This is a genomic window from Clostridium thailandense, assembly GCF_019207025.1.
GTDB classification, from domain to species: Bacteria; Bacillota; Clostridia; order Clostridiales; family Clostridiaceae; genus Clostridium_AM; species Clostridium_AM thailandense.
The window spans coordinates 39,930-59,701 of sequence record NZ_JAEEGC010000034.1; the positions used below are offsets into that span (position 1 = coordinate 39,930).

The 19,772-nt window shown below is 34.3% G+C and carries 21 protein-coding genes; 17 read left to right on the top strand and 4 right to left on the bottom strand.

From position 1 onward, the window contains the following. The first annotated feature begins 97 nt into the window (after positions 1-97). The 3 genes from I6U48_RS08000 (at position 98) to I6U48_RS08010 (ending at position 2,329) form a co-directional block, all read left to right on the top strand. Positions 98-496, top strand: a complete 399-nt coding sequence (locus tag I6U48_RS08000) for a MerR family transcriptional regulator (protein ID WP_218319885.1) — start codon at positions 98-100, stop codon at positions 494-496. Positions 497-834: 338 nt separating this feature from the next. Beyond that, a complete protein-coding gene (locus tag I6U48_RS08005) occupies positions 835-1,389 on the top strand; it encodes a hypothetical protein (RefSeq protein WP_218319886.1) in 555 nt (184 codons plus the stop codon). Between the two features lie 157 nt (positions 1,390-1,546). Next, on the top strand, positions 1,547-2,329 hold the full coding sequence (locus I6U48_RS08010; protein WP_218319887.1) for a hypothetical protein: 783 nt from the start codon (positions 1,547-1,549) through the stop codon (positions 2,327-2,329). A gap of 148 nt (positions 2,330-2,477) precedes the next feature. On the opposite strand, the gene I6U48_RS08015 is transcribed toward I6U48_RS08010, so the two are convergent. Continuing rightward, complete coding sequence (locus I6U48_RS08015) at positions 2,478-3,089, bottom strand: hypothetical protein (protein ID WP_218319888.1); 612 nt, start codon at positions 3,087-3,089, stop codon at positions 2,478-2,480. 191 nt (positions 3,090-3,280) lie between these two features. On the opposite strand from I6U48_RS08015, the gene I6U48_RS08020 reads away from it, so the two are divergent. Next, a complete protein-coding gene (locus I6U48_RS08020; RefSeq protein ID WP_218319889.1) occupies positions 3,281-3,661 on the top strand; it encodes a hypothetical protein in 381 nt (126 codons plus the stop codon). A gap of 65 nt (positions 3,662-3,726) precedes the next feature. On the opposite strand, the gene I6U48_RS08025 is transcribed toward I6U48_RS08020, so the two are convergent. Together I6U48_RS08025 and I6U48_RS08030 are read right to left on the bottom strand one after the other, a co-directional pair. Further along, on the bottom strand, positions 3,727-4,161 hold the full coding sequence (locus I6U48_RS08025; RefSeq protein ID WP_218319890.1) for a DUF1496 domain-containing protein: 435 nt from the start codon (positions 4,159-4,161) through the stop codon (positions 3,727-3,729). Between the two features lie 150 nt (positions 4,162-4,311). Next, the gene (locus I6U48_RS08030) at positions 4,312-5,031 is read right to left on the bottom strand and encodes a hypothetical protein (protein ID WP_218319891.1); all 720 of its coding nucleotides are present in this window, start codon (positions 5,029-5,031) and stop codon (positions 4,312-4,314) included. A gap of 223 nt (positions 5,032-5,254) precedes the next feature. On the opposite strand from I6U48_RS08030, the gene I6U48_RS08035 reads away from it, so the two are divergent. From I6U48_RS08035 to I6U48_RS08070, 8 genes are all read left to right on the top strand, one after another. Then, complete coding sequence (locus I6U48_RS08035) at positions 5,255-5,674, top strand: hypothetical protein (RefSeq protein WP_218319892.1); 420 nt, start codon at positions 5,255-5,257, stop codon at positions 5,672-5,674. A 399-nt stretch (positions 5,675-6,073) separates the two neighbouring features. Continuing rightward, on the top strand, positions 6,074-7,450 hold the full coding sequence (locus tag I6U48_RS08040; RefSeq protein ID WP_218319893.1) for an MATE family efflux transporter: 1,377 nt from the start codon (positions 6,074-6,076) through the stop codon (positions 7,448-7,450). Between the two features lie 158 nt (positions 7,451-7,608). Further along, the gene (locus I6U48_RS08045; RefSeq protein ID WP_218319894.1) at positions 7,609-8,523 is read left to right on the top strand and encodes a class I SAM-dependent methyltransferase; all 915 of its coding nucleotides are present in this window, start codon (positions 7,609-7,611) and stop codon (positions 8,521-8,523) included. A gap of 302 nt (positions 8,524-8,825) precedes the next feature. Further along, on the top strand, positions 8,826-9,659 hold the full coding sequence (locus I6U48_RS08050) for a MerR family transcriptional regulator (RefSeq protein WP_218319895.1): 834 nt from the start codon (positions 8,826-8,828) through the stop codon (positions 9,657-9,659). Between the two features lie 19 nt (positions 9,660-9,678). Next, positions 9,679-10,353: a methyltransferase family protein gene (locus I6U48_RS08055; RefSeq protein ID WP_218319896.1), complete on the top strand. Its 675-nt coding sequence runs from the start codon at positions 9,679-9,681 to the stop codon at positions 10,351-10,353. Between the two features lie 140 nt (positions 10,354-10,493). Beyond that, positions 10,494-11,849: an aminotransferase-like domain-containing protein gene (locus I6U48_RS08060; RefSeq protein WP_246615247.1), complete on the top strand. Its 1,356-nt coding sequence runs from the start codon at positions 10,494-10,496 to the stop codon at positions 11,847-11,849. A 106-nt stretch (positions 11,850-11,955) separates the two neighbouring features. Then, entirely contained in the window at positions 11,956-12,657 is a 702-nt protein-coding gene (locus I6U48_RS08065) for an AzlC family ABC transporter permease (RefSeq protein WP_218319897.1), read from the top strand. Then, positions 12,647-12,985 carry a branched-chain amino acid transport AzlD family protein gene (locus I6U48_RS08070; RefSeq protein ID WP_218319898.1) on the top strand — a complete coding sequence of 113 codons (339 nt, stop codon included), beginning with the start codon at positions 12,647-12,649 and terminating at the stop codon, positions 12,983-12,985. The genes I6U48_RS08065 and I6U48_RS08070 overlap by 11 nt, the downstream gene beginning before the upstream one ends. A 92-nt stretch (positions 12,986-13,077) precedes the next feature. On the opposite strand, the gene I6U48_RS08075 is transcribed toward I6U48_RS08070, so the two are convergent. After that, positions 13,078-13,257 carry an H-type small acid-soluble spore protein gene (locus tag I6U48_RS08075; protein ID WP_218319899.1) on the bottom strand — a complete coding sequence of 60 codons (180 nt, stop codon included), beginning with the start codon at positions 13,255-13,257 and terminating at the stop codon, positions 13,078-13,080. A gap of 272 nt (positions 13,258-13,529) precedes the next feature. Here I6U48_RS08075 and I6U48_RS08080 point away from each other — a divergent pair, with 272 nt between their 5' ends. From I6U48_RS08080 to I6U48_RS08100, 5 genes are all read left to right on the top strand, one after another. After that, the gene (locus I6U48_RS08080) at positions 13,530-14,174 is read left to right on the top strand and encodes a YczE/YyaS/YitT family protein (protein WP_218319900.1); all 645 of its coding nucleotides are present in this window, start codon (positions 13,530-13,532) and stop codon (positions 14,172-14,174) included. 45 nt (positions 14,175-14,219) lie between these two features. After that, on the top strand, positions 14,220-15,911 hold the full coding sequence (locus tag I6U48_RS08085) for an ASKHA domain-containing protein (RefSeq protein WP_281421804.1): 1,692 nt from the start codon (positions 14,220-14,222) through the stop codon (positions 15,909-15,911). Positions 15,912-16,178: 267 nt separating this feature from the next. Beyond that, a complete protein-coding gene (locus tag I6U48_RS08090) occupies positions 16,179-18,098 on the top strand; it encodes a sensor histidine kinase (RefSeq protein ID WP_218319902.1) in 1,920 nt (639 codons plus the stop codon). Further along, complete coding sequence (locus I6U48_RS08095; protein ID WP_218319903.1) at positions 18,098-18,943, top strand: response regulator; 846 nt, start codon at positions 18,098-18,100, stop codon at positions 18,941-18,943. The genes I6U48_RS08090 and I6U48_RS08095 overlap by 1 nt, the downstream gene beginning before the upstream one ends. 324 nt (positions 18,944-19,267) lie before the next feature. Further along, a complete protein-coding gene (locus tag I6U48_RS08100; protein ID WP_218319904.1) occupies positions 19,268-19,609 on the top strand; it encodes a hypothetical protein in 342 nt (113 codons plus the stop codon). The last annotated feature ends 163 nt before the right edge of the window (positions 19,610-19,772 follow it).

Below are 19,772 nucleotides of genomic sequence, written 5' to 3' on the forward strand. Positions count from 1 at the left end.
AAATTTCAAAAATATTGATCAATAAGTATAGTAACATTTATAATAGTAACTATATTATTACATAAAACTATAGATTGTTATTTAGAGGTGTGCAGTTATGAATTTCTCAATAAAAGAAGTAGCAGAAAAATTAAATATATCACAGTATACATTAAGATATTATGAAAGGGAAGGCTTGATACCTTCAGTACAACGTGACAACAATGGTAGGAGGGTATACACAGATGCTGATTTAGGATGGCTTCAAATTGTATGTTGTATGCGAGCTACAGGAATGTCTATTTCATATATAAAAAAATATGTTGATCTTTGCATTAGCAGCAAGGATACTTTAGATGAAAGGCGTAAGATTATGCTTGAACAAAAAGAAATAATAGAAGAAGAGATAAAAAAATATACTGATCTTCTTGAACTTGTGAATATGAAGTTAGATTATTATGATAAAAAAGTTTCTAAAGATGAATTAAAAGAGTTAATTATTGAAAAAAAGAAGTAACTGATTCTATTACATAAAAAAGGTCTAAAATATCCTTGTTAATGTGAACTGCACCACAAGTAAGTGCAGTTTTTATTATATGTTCTCTCAGACTATGGTTTGAATGATGTTCCGCTTTGGGGGGTCTAACTTTTACGCAGAACTAGGGACATTTGTGTTAAAGTAGGGGTTTGGCGTAATTGTTGTGTTTGTTGTGGCTTTAACATATAAACATTTATGAGACTTGATAGTTATATACAACATGAATTTAAGGAGTATACTTATAACCAAATGAGAATATTAAGATATGTAATAGTAAATCCTAATATTACACATGTATTATATAAGGAGGACAGCAAATGAAGACTAAAAAAGCAATTAGTATTATATCAATATTTATGGGCATTTTTATATTAATATTTTCATTTTTATATACTGATAATAATACGAGTTATGTTTATAATTCGAGAGTAACAATCTCTAAAGTGACAGAAGGGTTCACATATGCGGATTACTATAATAGCAGATATGAATTCTCAATTAAATACCCAAGCATTTTGATCAATGGTAATGAATCAGAAAATGGAGATGGAATTACCTTAATCGATGAAAGCGGGACGGTAAAACTTACGGTATTTGGAAGCAATAATATATTTGACATAACCCCAAGCCAAGCATACAAAAATGCATTGAAGGAGGTTAAAAAAGCTTCGTATAAAAAACAAAAGGATAATTGGTATATTATTTCCTCGATTAAAAATAATAAAATTATATATAAAAAAGAAGTCGTAGGGAAAGGTTCAACTAATACTTTTATATTTGAATATCCTTTAACACAAAAAAAATTATATGACGAATTTCTTTTGAATCTTAATAATTATTTTAAAACTCCAGGAATCCATGAAGTTCATTAGTAAAAGAAATAGGATTGATTTTTAAGTTTTTAAGTCAGTATCTAAATATAAAAAGATCTAGCTATAGACGGCATAGGCCGCCTTTTTTTATACAGTAACAATAGTTAGTCCTATAGCATAAACTGTTAGAGTGAACAAAAAAGATAGGAGAATGAAAATGGCCTATGTGAGATTGAACCTTTATAATAGAACTCCTCAAACTGTGGAGTATGCTTTTTTAACAGATCCTAATCAAGCACCAACGACGTGGGTAGCTATCCCTCCTGGAGGAATGAGAGTAACCTATCCATATGTAGGACGAGATTATATAGTGTACCGTTACTTAGGAAGCAGTACTATGTCTAGAATCATACAGATACAAGCTTACAATGATCCAGTTCATTGGTGGAAGTTTGTTCCACTTTCTGTAATTCCTAATCTTGTTGGTGCGCCTGAATATGTAGGTAAAGATATGAGAAAGAACTATCGATGTATGCAAGAATATTTGTATAGAGATTATAATAGTTATCAGGCATTTTATTGCCCTTTTATGTGTCCTTATCTAAGATATCAAAGGTCTAACTATAGACGGCAGTGGTACTTGCATAAAATAGATGATAACTTTTGTGAGATAAATACGTCTGAGCAGTGGTCTGATTCTATTAAAACTTTGGGTCCCTTTGAGTCTAAATATGAGGCAGTAGAAAAGCGAGTTGAATTAGCAAAGCAAGGTATATGCAAGCTAGATAAAATTCCTGATTTCAAATTTTATGTGCATAAATTTAACACAGGTTTATGTGAGGAGAATTTCTTAAAACAAGAAGATTATCAAAAAGAACTTCCTCATCCTCAGAAAATAGTTCAATCTTGGGGCCCGTATGATTCAGAGGATGAGGCAATAGCAAAACAATATGAACTATACAAACAAAAAATATGTACGAAGATTCCATATCTAATGTGAGTATGCTAATAAATGTTCTATTTTTATATTTACGCTGAAATTAATTATGGGACGCATGTAGATTTACTAATATAGATTTAGAATAGGGGGATGTCGCACTATAAGTCAACTTTCAGTTGTGATTTTCTAATAGAACGACAACCCTTTTTTACATAAAGCTATTGGAGGCATAATTAAAACGATAGAATTTAAAAAAGCATTGTGTGTTCACAGGTGCCTGACTCGGACCGGTAAAGTTTGTTCTTTTTAAAATACTATAAGCTAAGTAATCGGGTGTATCGAAAGAAACAGTTCCAATAATCTGCACTCCAGACTCAATTTCTGGAAGAACTTTGACGTACTGGGCATAATCACTCCATACCTCTTTCCAACCTTTAGAAGTAAATCGAATGGCATAATACTGATCTATCCAATAGCCTGTTCCTCCTCCAAGCCTTACTGTAATTATCAGGTTGGTATCCCAATTTATCTGAACGGCTGTTATAAGACCTCTTTTTTCATAGACCTGCTCATAGATACCATTCACGTTATCATAAAGAATAAAAATCCCGGTAAGACCTTGAAGGTTTAAAATTACAGCTAACTGAAATTCCCTAGTATGTTTTAAATTCATTTTCATAATGGTGATGTTTTCGCTTTTTATAAGTTCGGAGTATTGAGGAAACTTGGATTTTAAGCTTATATATATCCATTTAGGTATAGTATAAGCTTCTTGGAAATTCCTTTTATAATAACTTTGAGGGTAGGTATAACCATACATTTAATAAACTCCTTTTAGCATAATCTTAACAATGTATAATATGTATTTATGAGGGCCTTTGTGTTGGCAAGTTTTTACTATTTTTAATAAGTGTTTAAAACACCGAAAATAAAGTTCAAACATAGTATGATAAGGAAGTATGTTTATAAATTTATCCATTCAATAGAAATGCTGAGAATAGATACTATTGAATGGATTCTCCTGAAATCTTTGTAGATAGTGATTATATACTTGCTTTAAAGACTGCCGACAAATATTGTTGTGCTTGGCTTAGCAGAGCTGGTTCTATAGCTTATGATCTGATCTCAGATAATATAAAAAGTCAGTACAAAGATAAGGAAGATTTTATAATGCAATTTGCAGGTGTATCAAATCCTCATCATGAAGCATTTGAAATATCTGGATGCAGCTGCAGGGCAAAAGACCGGATTACTTTTAGAGTATGGATGTACTATCACTATACCGGCGAATATATACCGCCCTATAAGCGGCCGGATAACAATACATTTATAGAATTAATAAAAATTGAGGAAGAAACGTGGTTAGTCGATAAAGTTACCACAAAACCATAATTCTGATTTATGAGGATTTATAGAGGGTGATACCTTGGAATTTTGGTACCACCCTTTAACTTTACTTATCTCCAGGATCCATTAATACAAGTTATATCTTTTCCACCTACATTAATTTTTGCTCCATAAGAGTATACTTTGTCAGCATAAAAGCAATCATTAGGGTTTTTGGCTTCAGTAATTCCCTGAATTTCCGGTTCCAAAGTTTCGCCGTCAGGAGTTTCTATTGGCTCCCCAGGAGCAACTTTTTGAGGAGGGAAAAGAACCAGTGTCTTTTTAGATCCGCTTAATTGAATGCTGCAGATTTGATTACTGTATAATTTAAGCTTTTGACCTTTGGTATTAAAACCGAAAAAGGCAAAATAAGCGGCAGGGTCTCCAGCTAATCCAAATAAATGGTAAATGCCATCTAGGGACTTTAGCGGAGCATTAAAAGAAATGTAATAAGTTTCGGGAACCGTTGAGTTCCTTACAACTTCATACATTGCAGCCTTACTCATGCACTGCATTTCCTGAGGCATTCTGTCCAATAAATAAGGGCAAAGGTAATGAGAATATGGACAAATATTATACATTTATATCTCCTCTATTGAATATTTACATAATATATTATGTTGACATGAATGTATAAGTTCCTACATAGCTACTGTTTATCTCCACACTCCATCAGAGCCGCAGGTTTTTATTGCATTTGACGCCATCATAACCGTGGAACCGGGAGCATACTGCTTCCCATCCCACCAGCAGCTTACACTTTCAGTAAACCCACTTGTTTCCTCAGGGACGGTTAAGGGATAATCCTTATGAACTTTTGGTCCCTGTAATTTTATTGCACATATTTGGTCACTGCTAAATACATGTTCAAGTTTGGAACCGCTGGCTATAACAAAATATGAATAGTTTCCTGCAAAGAAGTTTATGTGGTAGATACCATTATAAACCTTGTCATAAGGAGGCTTGAAATAAATATTGTAGGTTTCAGCAGGGTCTGAATCGAGAACAATAGAATACATGGAATATGCAGTCATGCATTTAGCCGGTAGTGGAGCTGAAGGCGGCTGAACAGGAGTTGTGAGTCCTTTTAAGGCTATTTTGCAGAGCTGATCAGCGGTAAATTGATGTTCTGTCTTATTTGAATCTATTGCTAAAAGAATAAAATATTTAGGATTTCCGGCCACCCCAGTTATTTGATAAACCCCGTTATACTTGGCCGCTAAGCTGGGTTGAAAAGTTAATTCATAAATTTCAGATGGCTGGTATTTCATTGCAGTTGCAAAAATTTGAGCGTTGGTCATACATTGTCTTTCAGATGCCAATCTACGCGGCAGGAATGGGTACTGGTAACAACAATCTGGATACATAATATACATATAACTCTCCTATTTGTGATGCTTACACATTATAATATGTAAACAGCAACGTAATAGTTCATTTCTTGAAAATTTCAATTGTAGCCGATAAATTTAAATATGTATAATATGAAATTTGAATACAAAGATAAATAGCAATAATATATTATTACTGGTATAATTAATTAGTCTTCATTAAGATATTTAATGGAGACTAATTTAAATATGAAAAGAGAGTATGTTTATGATGGAAGAAAGTTTAGAAAAGAAGATAAGCAAATTAGATGGAGACATTGAAGCTTTAAGAAGAGCAAAGTATTATTTATCTAATAAAGAAGAGATTAATGAAATTATTGATGTTTTAAATAAGGAGAGGCAAATTTATTCAGATGAAATTTATCTTTGGGATGGAAAAGCATATACAGAATGTCTAAAAGTAGTACTAGAATTAGTAAACAAAGAGTTAGGTAAGGATGAGCAAATTGAATTGCTGGAGGTTATAAAAGAACAACATGGCAGAAAATCTCCTAATGTAAGCAAGAAAAGCTATGGACTTAATGCATGGCTTAAATATTTAGATGTGGAATGTCAGTGGATTAATAATGAAGACAGCGAATGGTCAACATTAATTATAACTGGATTTACACCTCGTATACAGAATTAGAAATAGGTTAATCGTTTTTCTAAATGTTTTAAGATTCTTATTTTATTATCGTCAGACAATATTGGTGCATTCTTATATTTAAGAATAGTAGTGAATTTCAAAGGTCGTGCTTCGACTCTTCAAATGAGACTCACGATACATATGACCGTGTTGGAGAAATCCAGTACGGTTTTTTATATGATAAATAAGGACATTTATAATTAAATAAAGGGAAATGTACCCTAAGATTAGAAACATACAATGATTTTTCAATCATCTGATTCAGATATTGTATTAGCAAAAAGCTTGTATTAAAATGAATAAGGGAAAATTTAAAAGTCATTTTATATACGAGTGTATACGTATTTAATAAACAAATTTAGTTTAAAACAATAAATGTAAAAGGAAGCGAATGTAATTATGAGTTCTAGAAATCGTAATATAGATATGTGCAACGGCCCATTGTTTAAGAAGATATTTATCTTTGCTTTGCCCATTATGGCTATGTATATCCTACAATTATTATTCAATACTGCTGATATGGTAGTAGTGGGACATTTTTCAGGCAGTAAGGCATTGGCAGCAGTGGGAGCCACAGGTTCACTCATTAATCTTATTATAACTTTATTTATGGGTTTATCCGTAGGTACCACCGTAGTTGTGGCTCGGGATTGTGGTGCAGATCAGTCAGATGCTGTAAGTCGATCTGTTCATACATCTATTGCTATCAGCATTATCGGTGGATTGATTGTAATGGTGATGGGTATCATCCTTTGTAAGCCTTTGCTGAAGATGATGGGCACTCCAGAGGATATTATCGGATTGTCCGTAGTATATATGAAAATCTACTTTATTAGCACACCTGCTAACATGGTATACAACTTTGCAGCAGCTATCTTGCGTGCTACAGGTGATAGCCGTCGTCCAATGTACTATCTTATGATTGCCGGCACACTACACGTGATATTTAACCTTTTTTTTGTAATAGTACTGCATATGGGAGTAGCAGGTGTGGCCTCTGCCACGGTCATTTCTGAGTATATCTCAGTACTGCTTATTATGATTTGCCTTTCCAGATGCGAGGGAGCCATACGTTTCATACCTCGTAAGATGTGTATTGATAGATATAAGCTAAAGGACATTGTGAAAATCGGTTTACCGGCAGGCATGCAAGGATTATTGTTCTCTATTTCCAATGTGCTGATACAGTCAGCAGTTAATTCTTTCGGATCCACCATGGTGGCAGCCAGTGCTGCTGCAGGAAATGTTGAGAACTATATCGGCACCACAATGAATGCCTATTATAATGCAGCACTCTCTTTTACTGGACAGAACATGGGTGCAAAGAAATATGATCGAATTGACAGCATTGCAAAGGTGTGTACAGTATTAATCTTTGTTACATGGATTCTCTTGGGCGGTTTGACAGTAATTTTTGGAAAGCCACTGCTTGGTATCTTCACCTCTGATTCGGAAGTCATTAAGCTTGGCATGCTGCGTATTAATATCATGATGGTTGCATTCTTCACCTGCGGCATGATGAACGTGTATCCAGGGCTTACCCGAGCTATGGGCTATTCTATATCGCCTATGATTTCCACACTGGTAGGTGCCTGTCTTATGCGAATTCTATGGTTGGCTACAATCTTTGCTTGGTATCCTACAGAGATTGTACTCTTTGCCTGCTATCCAGTTACCTGGGCGCTTGCTGGAATCGGACAGATAGGCATTTTCTTCTATGCTAGGCGCCAGATTCGCAAGCCTACTGTGATACAGGTTGGCACTGTGGATATATAATTTATTGTTTTATTATATTAAAAAAGCCGCCACGATAAATGTGACGGTTTTGTAAATTTTTTGTTCTTTATGTAATTATTATAGCACAAAATGGTAAAAAAGTCAAGAATTGAAGTGATACTATATGTGTTGTATATATTATTAGAGGTGATAATTTTATGGAGCAAAAAAGCATGACAGCACTCGTAAGTGCATTTTCAAGAGCATATCATTCAGTGAAAAACAAAGAGAAAGTATTTGATGATTACTTAGCAAAGGATATTCTGAGTCAGAATGAATATGAACAAATTGCAAGCAATATGTCAAAGGGTATCAAATTTTTTAATCCATCATTTGAGGGAACGCAGGATGAAGCTTTGCGTTGGATTGTTGATAATCAGTTATCTCCGACCCCACTTGGTAGAGCGGCATTTACAGAAAAGCTGCTTGAAAATGCTGTGAAAATTGGTGCAAAGCAATATTTAATTTTTGCTGCTGGGTACGATACATTTGCATATCGACAGCCTGAATGGGCATCAAAAATTGAAATTTTTGAAATTGACCACCCTGTTACTGGTGCAGACAAGCAAAAGCGTATTAAATCAGTGATATCGGAAAGGCAAGCAAATTTGAATTATGTATCTGCGGATTTTAGAAAAAATAAATGGCAAAGCAATTTGCTTGCCTGTATAGGATTTGACAAAAGAAAAATTAGCTTCTGTAGTTTGCTTGGAATAAGTTACTATTTGTCTAAACAGGTATTTGAAGAAACAATCGATGCAATTTCAAGCTTTATACCAAAAGGCAGTAGTATTGTTTTTGATTATAATGATGAGAATGCTTATACAGACAAAGCAGGAGAACGGGCTAAAAAACTAGCGACAATGGCTGGTGCTGCAAATGAAAAAATGCTGGGAAGTTATTCTTATGTGGAATTGGAGAAATTATTAGATAGAAGCAATTTTATGATTTATGAGCATTTAACACCGAATGAAATAACAGATCAGTACTTCAAAAAATATAATAAGGCAAATCCAAATCATCAAATGACAGCTTTTGATAATGTGAATTATTGTCTTGCTGTTAGAAAATAAACAAGAAAACTGATTATAGTTAAAATATATTATTCACAAACTTAAATATGAGAAAAAGGGGATGTTGCACTTTAAAATGGAACATCCCCTTTATAATTTGAGGAAAGTATGACTTGACCTAAAATTAATTCTACGAAATACAGCTCCATAAATGACAATACCTGTGGAGAATATTTTATAGGATAGAAGTATAACATATAGAGAAAGTAGATAGTGGGAAGTAATCTAAATTATGTCTTCCCGAAAACAGTTGACTCGCCCCTTAGGGCTGGGTTTATACTAGTTATTGAGGTGGGATATTGATGGAGAATCGAATAAAAATCGGCGATTTTGCTAAAATAACTGGGAGTACAGTGAAAACAATTATCTATTACCATAGAATCGGTTTATTGCAAGAACCAAAGCGTTCTTCAGGAGGATATCGATTATATGGCTCAGTGGAGCTAACTCGTATGCGCTTAATTAAACACTTAAAATCCTTAGGACTTGATCTGAAGAGAATCAAAGAAATATTGGGAGATATACACAAAACAAAAACATTAAGGGAAGTCTTACAGTCCTTGAGAATTGAGCTTCTAAGCGAGAAAATAAAAATAGAGGAACGAGTAGAGAAAATTGATATGTTGCTTAGAGAAGAGATGATTCTCCTTGATAGTGATACTTTTGCCTCTCCTTCTTTTCAAATGGTCACAGAGATACTAGGACCGAATCAAATTGATAAATATGTTCAAGCATGTCCAGAACTCTTCGAACAGCAGCGGAAATTGTTTGGCATCTTGGACGATTTTCAATGGGGTGAGGACTATCGTGGAACTTTTAGAGCATTAGCAGAATATTTTAAAACTCACCCTCAAGAATATCAAGTTTCTTTAGGCTTTGGAAAACGTCTTGCCAGACTATCAGAGTTGTCCGAAGATGATCCGGAAATTGAAGCTTTGGCCCGAGAATCTGCTGAATTTATAAAAAGGATCCCTTCGTTAAAAGAGATGTTATATAATCAAACCGGGCTAACAAAGCCACTTGAAAGCTTATATAATGAGGTGATTACTGGTGTTTTATCTCCAGCTCAGATGAAATATAAGCAGCTTTTTCAGCAATATTTGAATTATAAATTTGCTAATAAAGAAGGTATTTAAATTTAGGAGGTAATTTATCATGGAAGGTAATACAAAATTATCGAAGCAAAGAGCTTATCTTGTGCCTATTGTTATTATGATTGTAATGGGAATTGTTTTATTTCTTCCAGCGGGTACGCTGAGGTTTTGGGAAGCATGGATTTATTGGCTGGAATTTTCTATAGTAACATTTTTCATTACTGCATATTTTCTAAAGAAAAGTCCTGAACTTTTATCAAGAAGAATGAAGTATAAAGAAAAAGATACTACGAAAAAGCCTCCATCTATATTTAACTTGTTTTTTATTGGTTACATTATTCCCGGCATTGACTTTCGTTTTCATTGGTCAAGCGTACCTATTTGGATTGTAATTACATCAAATGTTATTGTTTTATTGGGATATATTTTTATTGTCTTGGTTTTTAATGAAAACAGGTATGCTTCTACTATTATACAGGTTGAAAAAGAACAGCGGGTTATAACAACAGGCCCATATTCAATAGTTCGTCATCCAATGTATTTAGGAATGTTATTAATGTTATTATTTACCCCCCTTGCGCTTGGTTCTTATTGGGCAGTAATACCTTTTCTTCTCTCTGTGCCAATGAATATATTTAGGATAAAAAATGAGGAAGAAGTGCTTTTAAGGGAGCTTTCGGGGTATAAAGAATATTGTTTAAAGACACGTTATCGTTTGATTCCGTTAATTTGGTAAAAACATTTATTTGTTTTGTTAGTTAAAACTGTAGCTTTTCAAACCAGATGTGTTCTTGCTGCGTCTGCCATACAATTGTATAATTATATGGTAGGAAAGGATGTGATACTATTCCAGTAAATTCATTTGAAAACTATCCCATGACTTGGAAACCTGTCATAGATAGAAGCGTTAAATCTATATATCTTTCTTTAGCAAACCAACTGGAGCAAGATATTATTGGTGGCACATTACTGCCGGGAACAAAATTACCGCCACAAAGAGAACTGGCAGATTTTCTCGATATCAATGTCAGTACCGTTTCAAAGGCTTTTAAGGTATGTGAACTGAAAGGATTGTTGAGTGCCACTATCGGTAGTGGCACTTTTGTTTCCTTTGACGCACTAGCTAATGCTTATCTGCTTACGGAAGGTGGGCTTCAAAGTTTAATTGAAATGGGCGCTACAATTCCCGAAGCATCGTCAAACAAGACACTTATGCTTCAATTAAAAAATATGGTGAACGAGCCGAACTCTTGTAGGTGGTTTAATTATAATAGACCAAGTGACACGCTTTGGCAAAAGGATGCCGCGGTGATGTTGATGAAAAAGTGTGGCTATGATACAGACCGAGAAAGCATTTTATTCTCTAACGGCGGTCAAAATGCAATAACAGCGATTTTGGCAGGGCTTTTCAAATATGGTGATAAAATTGGTGTTGATCCACATACCTATTCTGGGGTGAAAACATCAGCAGCTATGCTGGGAATTCAATTAGTTCCAATAAAGCAAAGCCATAACGAAATGAGCGAAGACGCTCTAATATATGCTTGTAAGAATGAAAATTTGAAAGGTATTTATCTAATTCCCGGCTATCAGAATCCGACCACACATATCATGTCGTTGGCTCGCAGAAAAGTATTGGGACAGATTGCAGAAGAACACAATATTCTTGTTATTGAGGATGGAACCTATCATCTTATGAGTGAGCCAATATCAGCTGTGGCATCATTTGCATCGGAAAGAACAATCTACATTGCAAGTTTATCAAAATCAGTTGCGCCTGGTCTTCGTCTAGCTTACGTATCCGTTCCAAAGATGTATAAAATACCGCTTTCCAAAGCGCTTTATAATATGAATGTTTCGGTTTCTCCACTAATGGCAGAGTTATCAGCTCGTTTGATTGTATCAGGTAAGATTAACGATATCATTGAAAAGCACAAAAAAAATACTATTGAAAGAAATAAAATGGTTAATGAGTATCTTTCTCAATATGATTGCAGGGGAGATGAAAAATGTATTTTCCGTTGGTTATATTTGCCGACAAATGTCACAGGGACAAAGTTTGAAGCATTAGCTTTGGAACATGGTGTTCAAGTCTACGCTGCTGAACGTTTTGCGGTTGGGAATACAATTCCCGAAAAAGCAGTTCGTCTGGCAATTTGTGCACCTGAAACCGTAGAAGAATTGAAGCGGGGCTTAAAGATTTTGCAGCAGTTGTTGTATTCCCTTAAATAATCAGTAGAAAATTGTACGCCACACATTTATATAATTGTATGGCGAATGTTTATATGCTAACATGGGCTATAAGATGAATGTTTGCATATAAAGGGGGATACGTATTATGAAAACACTTCGTTTTGCTATTAAGCAAATAGTACCATTGTTATTTTCATATCTTTTTGTGGGCTTGGCATTTGGAATTTTGATACACGAAGCAGGTTACTCTGCTATATGGGCGTGTTTAGCTGGAACCTTCATCTATGCAGGTTCTATGCAGATTGTTATGGTTTCCCTTATGACCTCTGGCGCACCGCTAGAAATGGTTGCAGTTATGACCTTCTTCGTCAATGCAAGACACATTTTCTACGGCATCGGATTTGTTGATAAGTTTCGCAAGATGGGATGGAAATATCCCTATATGGTTTTAACACTAACTGATGAAATCTATTCAGTATTTTGTGTGATAGAATACCCTGAAGATGTGGATGAAAAAAAAGCAGACTTCTATATTGCTTTTATATGCCATTTACTATGGATTTTCAGCTGCACAACTGGAGCTTTGCTTGGTCAGGTGCTTCCATTTGATATGAGAGGTATTGAATTTTCCGCTACCGCATTTTTTACTGTGGTTTGTGTCAATCAATGGCGTCAGTTTGCTTCTCACATCCCTGCTATTGTAGGCTTTGCTTGTGCCATTGTATTCTATATCCTATTGGGTGCAAACAACTTTTTGATTCCTGCGTTATCAGTTAGTTTGATCGTATTAGTAATTATGAAGGATATTATAAACATGCAAATGGGGGGAATTAAGTATGACAATTAATTTTGGATACTCTTTCGTAACTATTATTGTAGTGTCATCAGTAACTGGACTAGTTCGTGCTATACCATACCTTTTCTTTGGCAGAAAGAAAGAGCTCCCAACAACTGTTCGATATCTGGGTTCCGTGTTACCTGCATCTATCATGATTATTCTAGTGGTTTACTGTGTGAGAAACATTAAATTGTCCGTATTTCCATTTGGACTCGCGGAGCTACTTTCAATTGCTATTGTTATAGTTGCTCAAGTAATAAAGAAGAATACTTTTCTTAGTATCTTTCTCGGCACAGCTTTTTATATGATCTTGATTCGAACAGTGTTTATGAAATAGTGTAAATATTTAACATTTATAATGATGAACCATGAAATATATTTATACATAATACTGGCAACCATTTCTTATGAAAATGGTTGCTTTGTCATTTAATGTTCCATTAGGTCACTTAAAGACACCTCTTGTTCACTTTTGGGGTTGTTTAGAGGATGTATTTTAGCAGTCTCTTTATTGTCGTTTACACTTTCAATGTAAATTCGTGTTCCATTATGTGTTACATCAAACATAATTGGTGATGAGGCAATTTCTTTTGCACGTACTTTATCCATAGTAATAACCTCCATTCATTATTTTTTAGACAATCATAATTTTTACATTAAACTAATAAAATATTCTTCATCTAAAAAATGATATGGTAACAATTGATGGGATGATACAACATTGTATTTAGTAATGTAATTGTTTATAATGATTAGGGCTATAGATTGCTTCCCAAAAATGAATGCAGGTGAAGGATACAATAATTTATCAAGATGGATGAGTTATAATATCTAGAAATAAGATAAAAAAATTACATTTCGAGAAATAAGGAGACTTAAGAATGAGTGAGAAATTTAGAAGAGTTATAATGACAATATTCGGTGTTCTGATAACAGGCTTTAGTGTGGGAATGTTCAATTTTTCAGCTTTTGGGATGGATCCTTTTCAGGTATTTGCACATGGTATCTGGGGTCATATACCATTAGGCTATGGAATTTTTTATTCGATATTAAATTTGATTATGTTAATTTTTATCTTTATTATTGATCGATATAAGATTGGTCTTGGCACTTTTATTAATATTTTTTTATTAGGGTATGACGTACAGTTTTCATCTTGGTTATTTAAAATGTTGATTCCAAGTCCAACATTCGGACTTAAGATAATATTTTTAATTATAGGAATTATTGTTATGTGTTTTGGATGTTCCTTATATTTTACTGGAGATTTGGGAGTATCTACCTACGATGCAGTAGCTCTTATTTTATCAGAAAAGAAAGTAGCACGTTTTCAGTTTTGCAGAATTGGATCCGATTTCATTTGTACAATATTAGGCTATTCACTTGGTGCTACCGCAGGAATAGGAACAATTGTTACCGCTTTTTTTATGGGTCCAATTATCACAGTATTTAATAGTAAAGTATCAATTCCATTTCGATATGGAAAATCAGTGGATAATATAGATTCTGTTGAGATGCTAAAATAGTAAGTAATGTAAAATTAGATTTTGCCTCAACAAATGAGCAGAAGAATGGATTATAATATAAAGGTAGGATATCCCTTTACTTATTTTATTAAATTTTCAACTCATGAGCTGAAACCTATATTCTGTGAAAGATGTTTTTTGAAAAATGAACAAAATCTAAGGAGAAGGATAATAATGAAACCAATATGTAAAAAAGAATACCTTGAATTGAAACCGCCCGGATTTGGTGATACAGTGGCTGATAAGGATAGAATTTTGCAGGCATTAAAACCTAAATATGGAGATGTATATATTTCTATGTCTACATTAAAGTTTTATTACAAGCTGTTAAGAAATTTTGACTGGGAACTAACTGTCACAATGGTTCACAATAGTTATTCTTGGGAAATTATTATAATAGAACGAGGAAATACTACAGATAAGAATTTTGCCTATGCAGCCGATCTTGGAAGTACAACTGTTATTATGCAACTAGTTGATCTGAATTCTGGGAATATACTAGGTGAAGAAAGCATAGTAAATCATCAGGCGACCTATGGCGCAGATATACTCAGCAGAATCTTTTATGTGAAGGATAATGATGATCATTTAAAAGAAATTCAGCAATGTACACTGAGTAATTTTATAGAACTTATGGACAAACTTTATTCCTTAACAGGAATTTCCCCAGCAGAATGTGGCGCTTTAATTATTGGTGGAAATACAACAATGATCCATTTCCTGTTTGGTATTGACCCATGGTTTATATTTTCTACACCATATACTCCTTCTTTCAACAGATGCGAATTTATTTCGGGGAGAGATATTGGACTGCCTTTTAACGGATTAGTTTATTGCTTTCCTTCTGTAGCTAATTATCTTGGGGGCGATATCATCAGCGGTTTACTAACTACTGATATTCATAAAAGAAGTGAATTGGCTTTGTACATGGATATTGGGACAAATGGTGAAATGATTTTGGGGAATAATGAAGTTATGATTGGGGTGGCAGGAGCTGCGGGACCAGCTCTTGAAGGAGGTATAAGCAAACAAGGGATGAGGGCTAGTGCTGGAGCTGTGGATTCGGTTAGAATCGTTAATAATGAGATGATCATTACTACTATACAGAATGAAAAACCAATAGGTATATGCGGTTCAGGAATTGTTGATCTTTTGGCTGAGATGCTTCTTGAAGGCTGGATTGATTACTCCGGTAGATTTGTTCCTGGCAAATCAGAGCGTATCGTTTTAAGAGAAGGAGAATATGCAGTAATATATGCATGGGAAAATGAGTCTGGTTCCAATGAAGAACTTTTGTTCAGCCAAACAGATATTTTAAACTTCATGGATACAAAAGCTGCAGCAAACACGATGGTAGCCTTTTTATTAGATGAACTAGGAATTGTACCTCAAGAGGTAAAGCGGATATATATGGCCGGAGCTTTTGGTACTTATATTAACCTGGAATCTGCAATTACTATTGGACTATATCCGGATCTACCTAGAGAGCGGTTCGTTCAAATTGGTAACGGTTCACTCAAAGGAGCTTGCATGCTTCTAAAAGATGAGGAAGAATTATTAGCAGTGGAAAGTATAGTTAAGAATATAAATTACCTGCAACTGGGAGAAGCAAAAGATTTTCTATCAAAAATGTATGCAGCTAAATTCTTACCACATACTGACTTTACATTATACCCGACTGTTATGGAAAATATAAAGCACAGGAGATGTAAAGAAGATTCAATAAGTAATGGATAACCTTTTTCTAAATACGTTGAAATGAGTTGAGAGTTCTCGGGGATTAATGATTGCATTTAATATTCAAAATTGGTTTAAACAAGCTGTTATGTCGTAACAAGTTCAGCATCATGAAATTAAAACACTAAAAGGATAAACTTTCTTTTATACCGGTATAAGCTATTTAAAAAATAATAACAGATTATTTTTTGAAATTTAACTTGCCAATTTTAAGTTTATCTATATATAATAACTAAATTAACCAAATTGAAAGTGAATAGTGGAATTATGGATTTAAAAAGCTTAGGGACAAAAGTTAGTTCAAAATGGAGGATATTGCTTATCGTATTTGTTCCTTTCATAATGATATTTGTATTAGCCATTATGTTATCGTCAAGATCAGTTGTTGCAAATAACGGTATGGCAGATTTATCAAACATTGATTTTAGTCATAATAAATTAGTTTCATTAGATGGGCAGTGGGAATTTTATTGGAATAAACTGCTGAGGGCTGAAGATTTTAATTTAGGACAAAGACAGAAAATAGATTCCTTCATGAAAGTCCCAGGAATCTGGTCTCATAATGCTGGTACACATTATACCAGTCAGGGGAAAGTCACATACAGGCTGTCGCTTTACTATCCGAAGGATTTGAAAGATCCTGCTCTTCGTATTCAAAATGTTGCCAATGCTTATAAGCTGTATGTAAATGGAGAACTGATGGCAGAGGTTGGAAGTTCATTGGATAATAAAGCAAAGTTCAAAAATGATGATAAAATAATTATTATTGACTTACCGAAGAATACGCAGAAGATAGAGCTGGTTTTTCAGGTAGGTAATTTGAATTGTGCCACAGGAGGACTTCGCATTGCCCCTGTGTTTGGGTCAAGGCAGGTATTGGAACATCAGAGAATGATTATGATAATGTTGCAGATGTTTTTCATTGGTGGTGTTTTAATATTTGGTATTCATTATTTTTCTCTGTTTCTTCTTCAGAAGGGAAACAGGACAGCACTGTTTTTCAGCATTATTTGTTTAACAACAGCTCTACGTTCTATGATATGGGGTGAAACTTCTCTGACTATACTCTTCCCCAGTTCACCCTTGGATATGAGAATATATATAAACTATTTAACAGGATATAATTATGTTGCTATTTTAATTATGTTTGTTTATAGCCTATATCCTTTGGAATTTAATAAAAAAGTAATGGGCTTAATACTGCTTCCTAGCCTTATTTTTGATGTATTTCTTCTGACTACGAACCCTGAGTTTATGACATTTTATACGAATTACTTATATATTCTTTTAATTTTGCAAATGATTTATATTATGGGCGCATTGATGAAATCTGTACTTAGAAAGAGAGACAATGCAGTTTTAATGTTTATTGCCATATGTGTTTTGATTTGGGCAATTTATGTAGATATAATCGACTTTGTATTGATTGGAAGCATCTCTTTGTCTTACATGACTTTATTAGGGAATTTTGCTGTTATTTTGGCGATGTCCCATATCCAGGCGAAACAGCAGGCTAGGAACCACGAAAAGCTTATTCTGTATAATGAAAAATTATTGGAGGCAGACAAGCTGAAGGATCAAATAATGGCGACAGAGATGTCGTTTTTGCAAGCTCAGATTAAGCCTCATTTTTTATACAATGCGCTTAGCGCAATTGCCAACGTCTGTGAAAAGGATGGGAAGCAGGCTAGTAAACTAATTATTGATTTAGCTTTTTATTTAAGAGGGAGTCTGGAATTTAACAATCTTGATAAAATGGTATCTGTAGAAAAAGAGTTGCAGTTTGTTGATACTTATTTCCATATCGAACAAGCACGGTTTGGACAGAAAATACAGTTGAATAAAGAGATTGAAATACCTCTTGACGTTCAAATGCCGATTCTTATACTCCAGCCCTTGGTGGAAAATGCTGTTAGGCATGGTATTTCAAAAAAATTTGAAGGCGGCACTGTAACTGTGAGGATGATTCAGAAAGACGGAAATGTTTATATTGAAATCGAAGATGATGGGGTCGGCATCAATAGTGACAAATTAGCAATGATATTATGTGAACAGGATAATGTCCAGGGAGTTGGGCTTCTTAATATACACAATAGACTTCTCAAGCTATATGGAATAGGTCTTGAAATAAGCAGTGAGCCAGGACATACCAGTGTAAAATTATTGATAACGGAAGGTGTATTATAATGAAAATTGCGGCAGTTGATGATGAAGTACATGTATTGGAAAGATTTGAAAGAATGGTTTCTGGTATAATGGAACTCGATTTATGTGGTTTATTTGAAACAGGCGAACAGCTACTCAACTATTTAAAAAAGAATTCGCTTGATGCTGTTTTTTTAGATATCGAAATGCCTAGTGTTAATGGTCTTCACTTATCAGAGCAAATACAAAACCTGAATGAAAATATAGAGATAATTTTTGTCACCGCCTTTAATCAATATGCAGTTGAAGCCTTTGAATTGCAGGCTTTGGACTACATTCTAAAACCTATGACAGAAGAAAGACTGGCAAAATCAATAAATCGTTTGCTGAAAACTCGCAAGAACAGCAAGCTGTCAGAGAATATATTTATACAATGTTTAGGCGAATTTGAGGTGTTTTTAAACGGAGAAGCAATGACATGGAAAAACTCTAAGGCAAAGGAATTATTGGCATTTTTAGTACATAAAAATGGGGTGCCGATAGGTTGGGAAAAGATAGTTGATGCAATTTGGCCGGACTTTAATTCCGAAAAAGCTCAAACAAATTTTCATGCAACTACCTATTTGCTGAGGAAAAGATTATCAGAAGCCGGAATATCTCATATTCTTGAATGCGTACGTGGCAATTACAGAATAGTTACAGATAAAGTAAACTGTGATATTTATCAGCTTGAAGAGACCCTCAAAAATAATAAGATGAAAAGTAAAAATGACCTTAGATTGATTGAACAGATGGTACATAAAGGGTATATGGAGGCCAACGGATATAGCTGGGCCTACCCGAAAGCTGCTGAGCTTGATATTTTGTGCAAAAGCTCCATCAAGTGATTCTTAGACTCAGGTGGAGTTTGCTTAAGAGGAATACCTCTCTCCATCTGAATTTTAGAAGAACTTATCCAGGGGCGTACTAGCCGTTATCTCTCACCTGCAGAGGATGGGAGTGTTACGGATGGTAGCCATCGGATAAAAAGACAGAAAAAATAAAAAAAATTTCGATAATATGTAAAAAAAGGCGAAAAGCGTTGAAATATAAGTCTTTAAGAGAAGTGCCATATAAGAGAAATCCCTCCTATATGGCACTTTTGATTTAGGGTTTATTTAGGGTAATTGTTTTAATATTAAAAAAAGCTGTTAATGGAGGTGAAGTTATGCATGAAATATATTATTGCCGATCCGAATATGAAAAATGGCATTGAACTAAAAAAAATACTGGATAGCTATGAAATATTGGAGTTTCAAGGAATTTATACAACCTTTAGTGCGGCGGAAAACTATAGCCTTGAGCATCCCAATGACATTGCGTTTATCTGGCTTGGAAAGGCAGAGTTGAATGCTTTTAGGCTTGCTACTGTAATTCGAGAGTGTAATCATCTTTCAAAAATTATTTTCATTAGCAGCCAAAAAGAAAATGCGGTAGAGGCCTTTGAGTATGAGGCCGACGGCTTTTTATTGATACCTTTCGATAAAAAGAAAATTGAGCAGCTTTTAAAGTAATGCCAACCGACTATGCGATTAATTCGTTCTAGCACAATGTAATGATAGACTATTTTATGAGGCTGAAGGGGAAAGAACAGTTGAAAAAGCACTATGCAGGAGTTGAGCCTCGAGTTCTCATGTTGTTTAAATTTCTGTAATCAAACGAAAAACATTTATTTTA

Bases quoted from the DNA above. Each gene is read 5' to 3' on its own strand.
- I6U48_RS08000 (WP_218319885.1), top strand. From the start codon at position 98: ATGAATTTCTCAATAAAAGAAGTAGCAGAAAAATTAAATATATCACAG.
- I6U48_RS08005 (WP_218319886.1), top strand. From the start codon at position 835: ATGAAGACTAAAAAAGCAATTAGTATTATATCAATATTTATGGGCATT.
- I6U48_RS08010 (WP_218319887.1), top strand. From the start codon at position 1,547: ATGGCCTATGTGAGATTGAACCTTTATAATAGAACTCCTCAAACTGTG.
- I6U48_RS08015 (WP_218319888.1), bottom strand. From the start codon at position 3,089: ATGTATGGTTATACCTACCCTCAAAGTTATTATAAAAGGAATTTCCAA.
- I6U48_RS08020 (WP_218319889.1), top strand. From the start codon at position 3,281: ATGGATTCTCCTGAAATCTTTGTAGATAGTGATTATATACTTGCTTTA.
- I6U48_RS08025 (WP_218319890.1), bottom strand. From the start codon at position 4,161: ATGAGTAAGGCTGCAATGTATGAAGTTGTAAGGAACTCAACGGTTCCC.
- I6U48_RS08030 (WP_218319891.1), bottom strand. From the start codon at position 5,031: ATGTATATTATGTATCCAGATTGTTGTTACCAGTACCCATTCCTGCCG.
- I6U48_RS08035 (WP_218319892.1), top strand. From the start codon at position 5,255: ATGATGGAAGAAAGTTTAGAAAAGAAGATAAGCAAATTAGATGGAGAC.
- I6U48_RS08040 (WP_218319893.1), top strand. From the start codon at position 6,074: ATGAGTTCTAGAAATCGTAATATAGATATGTGCAACGGCCCATTGTTT.
- I6U48_RS08045 (WP_218319894.1), top strand. From the start codon at position 7,609: ATGGAGCAAAAAAGCATGACAGCACTCGTAAGTGCATTTTCAAGAGCA.
- I6U48_RS08050 (WP_218319895.1), top strand. From the start codon at position 8,826: ATGGAGAATCGAATAAAAATCGGCGATTTTGCTAAAATAACTGGGAGT.
- I6U48_RS08055 (WP_218319896.1), top strand. From the start codon at position 9,679: ATGGAAGGTAATACAAAATTATCGAAGCAAAGAGCTTATCTTGTGCCT.
- I6U48_RS08060 (WP_246615247.1), top strand. From the start codon at position 10,494: ATGACTTGGAAACCTGTCATAGATAGAAGCGTTAAATCTATATATCTT.
- I6U48_RS08065 (WP_218319897.1), top strand. From the start codon at position 11,956: ATGAAAACACTTCGTTTTGCTATTAAGCAAATAGTACCATTGTTATTT.
- I6U48_RS08070 (WP_218319898.1), top strand. From the start codon at position 12,647: ATGACAATTAATTTTGGATACTCTTTCGTAACTATTATTGTAGTGTCA.
- I6U48_RS08075 (WP_218319899.1), bottom strand. From the start codon at position 13,257: ATGGATAAAGTACGTGCAAAAGAAATTGCCTCATCACCAATTATGTTT.
- I6U48_RS08080 (WP_218319900.1), top strand. From the start codon at position 13,530: ATGAGTGAGAAATTTAGAAGAGTTATAATGACAATATTCGGTGTTCTG.
- I6U48_RS08085 (WP_281421804.1), top strand. From the start codon at position 14,220: ATGGATTATAATATAAAGGTAGGATATCCCTTTACTTATTTTATTAAA.
- I6U48_RS08090 (WP_218319902.1), top strand. From the start codon at position 16,179: ATGGATTTAAAAAGCTTAGGGACAAAAGTTAGTTCAAAATGGAGGATA.
- I6U48_RS08095 (WP_218319903.1), top strand. From the start codon at position 18,098: ATGAAAATTGCGGCAGTTGATGATGAAGTACATGTATTGGAAAGATTT.
- I6U48_RS08100 (WP_218319904.1), top strand. From the start codon at position 19,268: ATGAAATATATTATTGCCGATCCGAATATGAAAAATGGCATTGAACTA.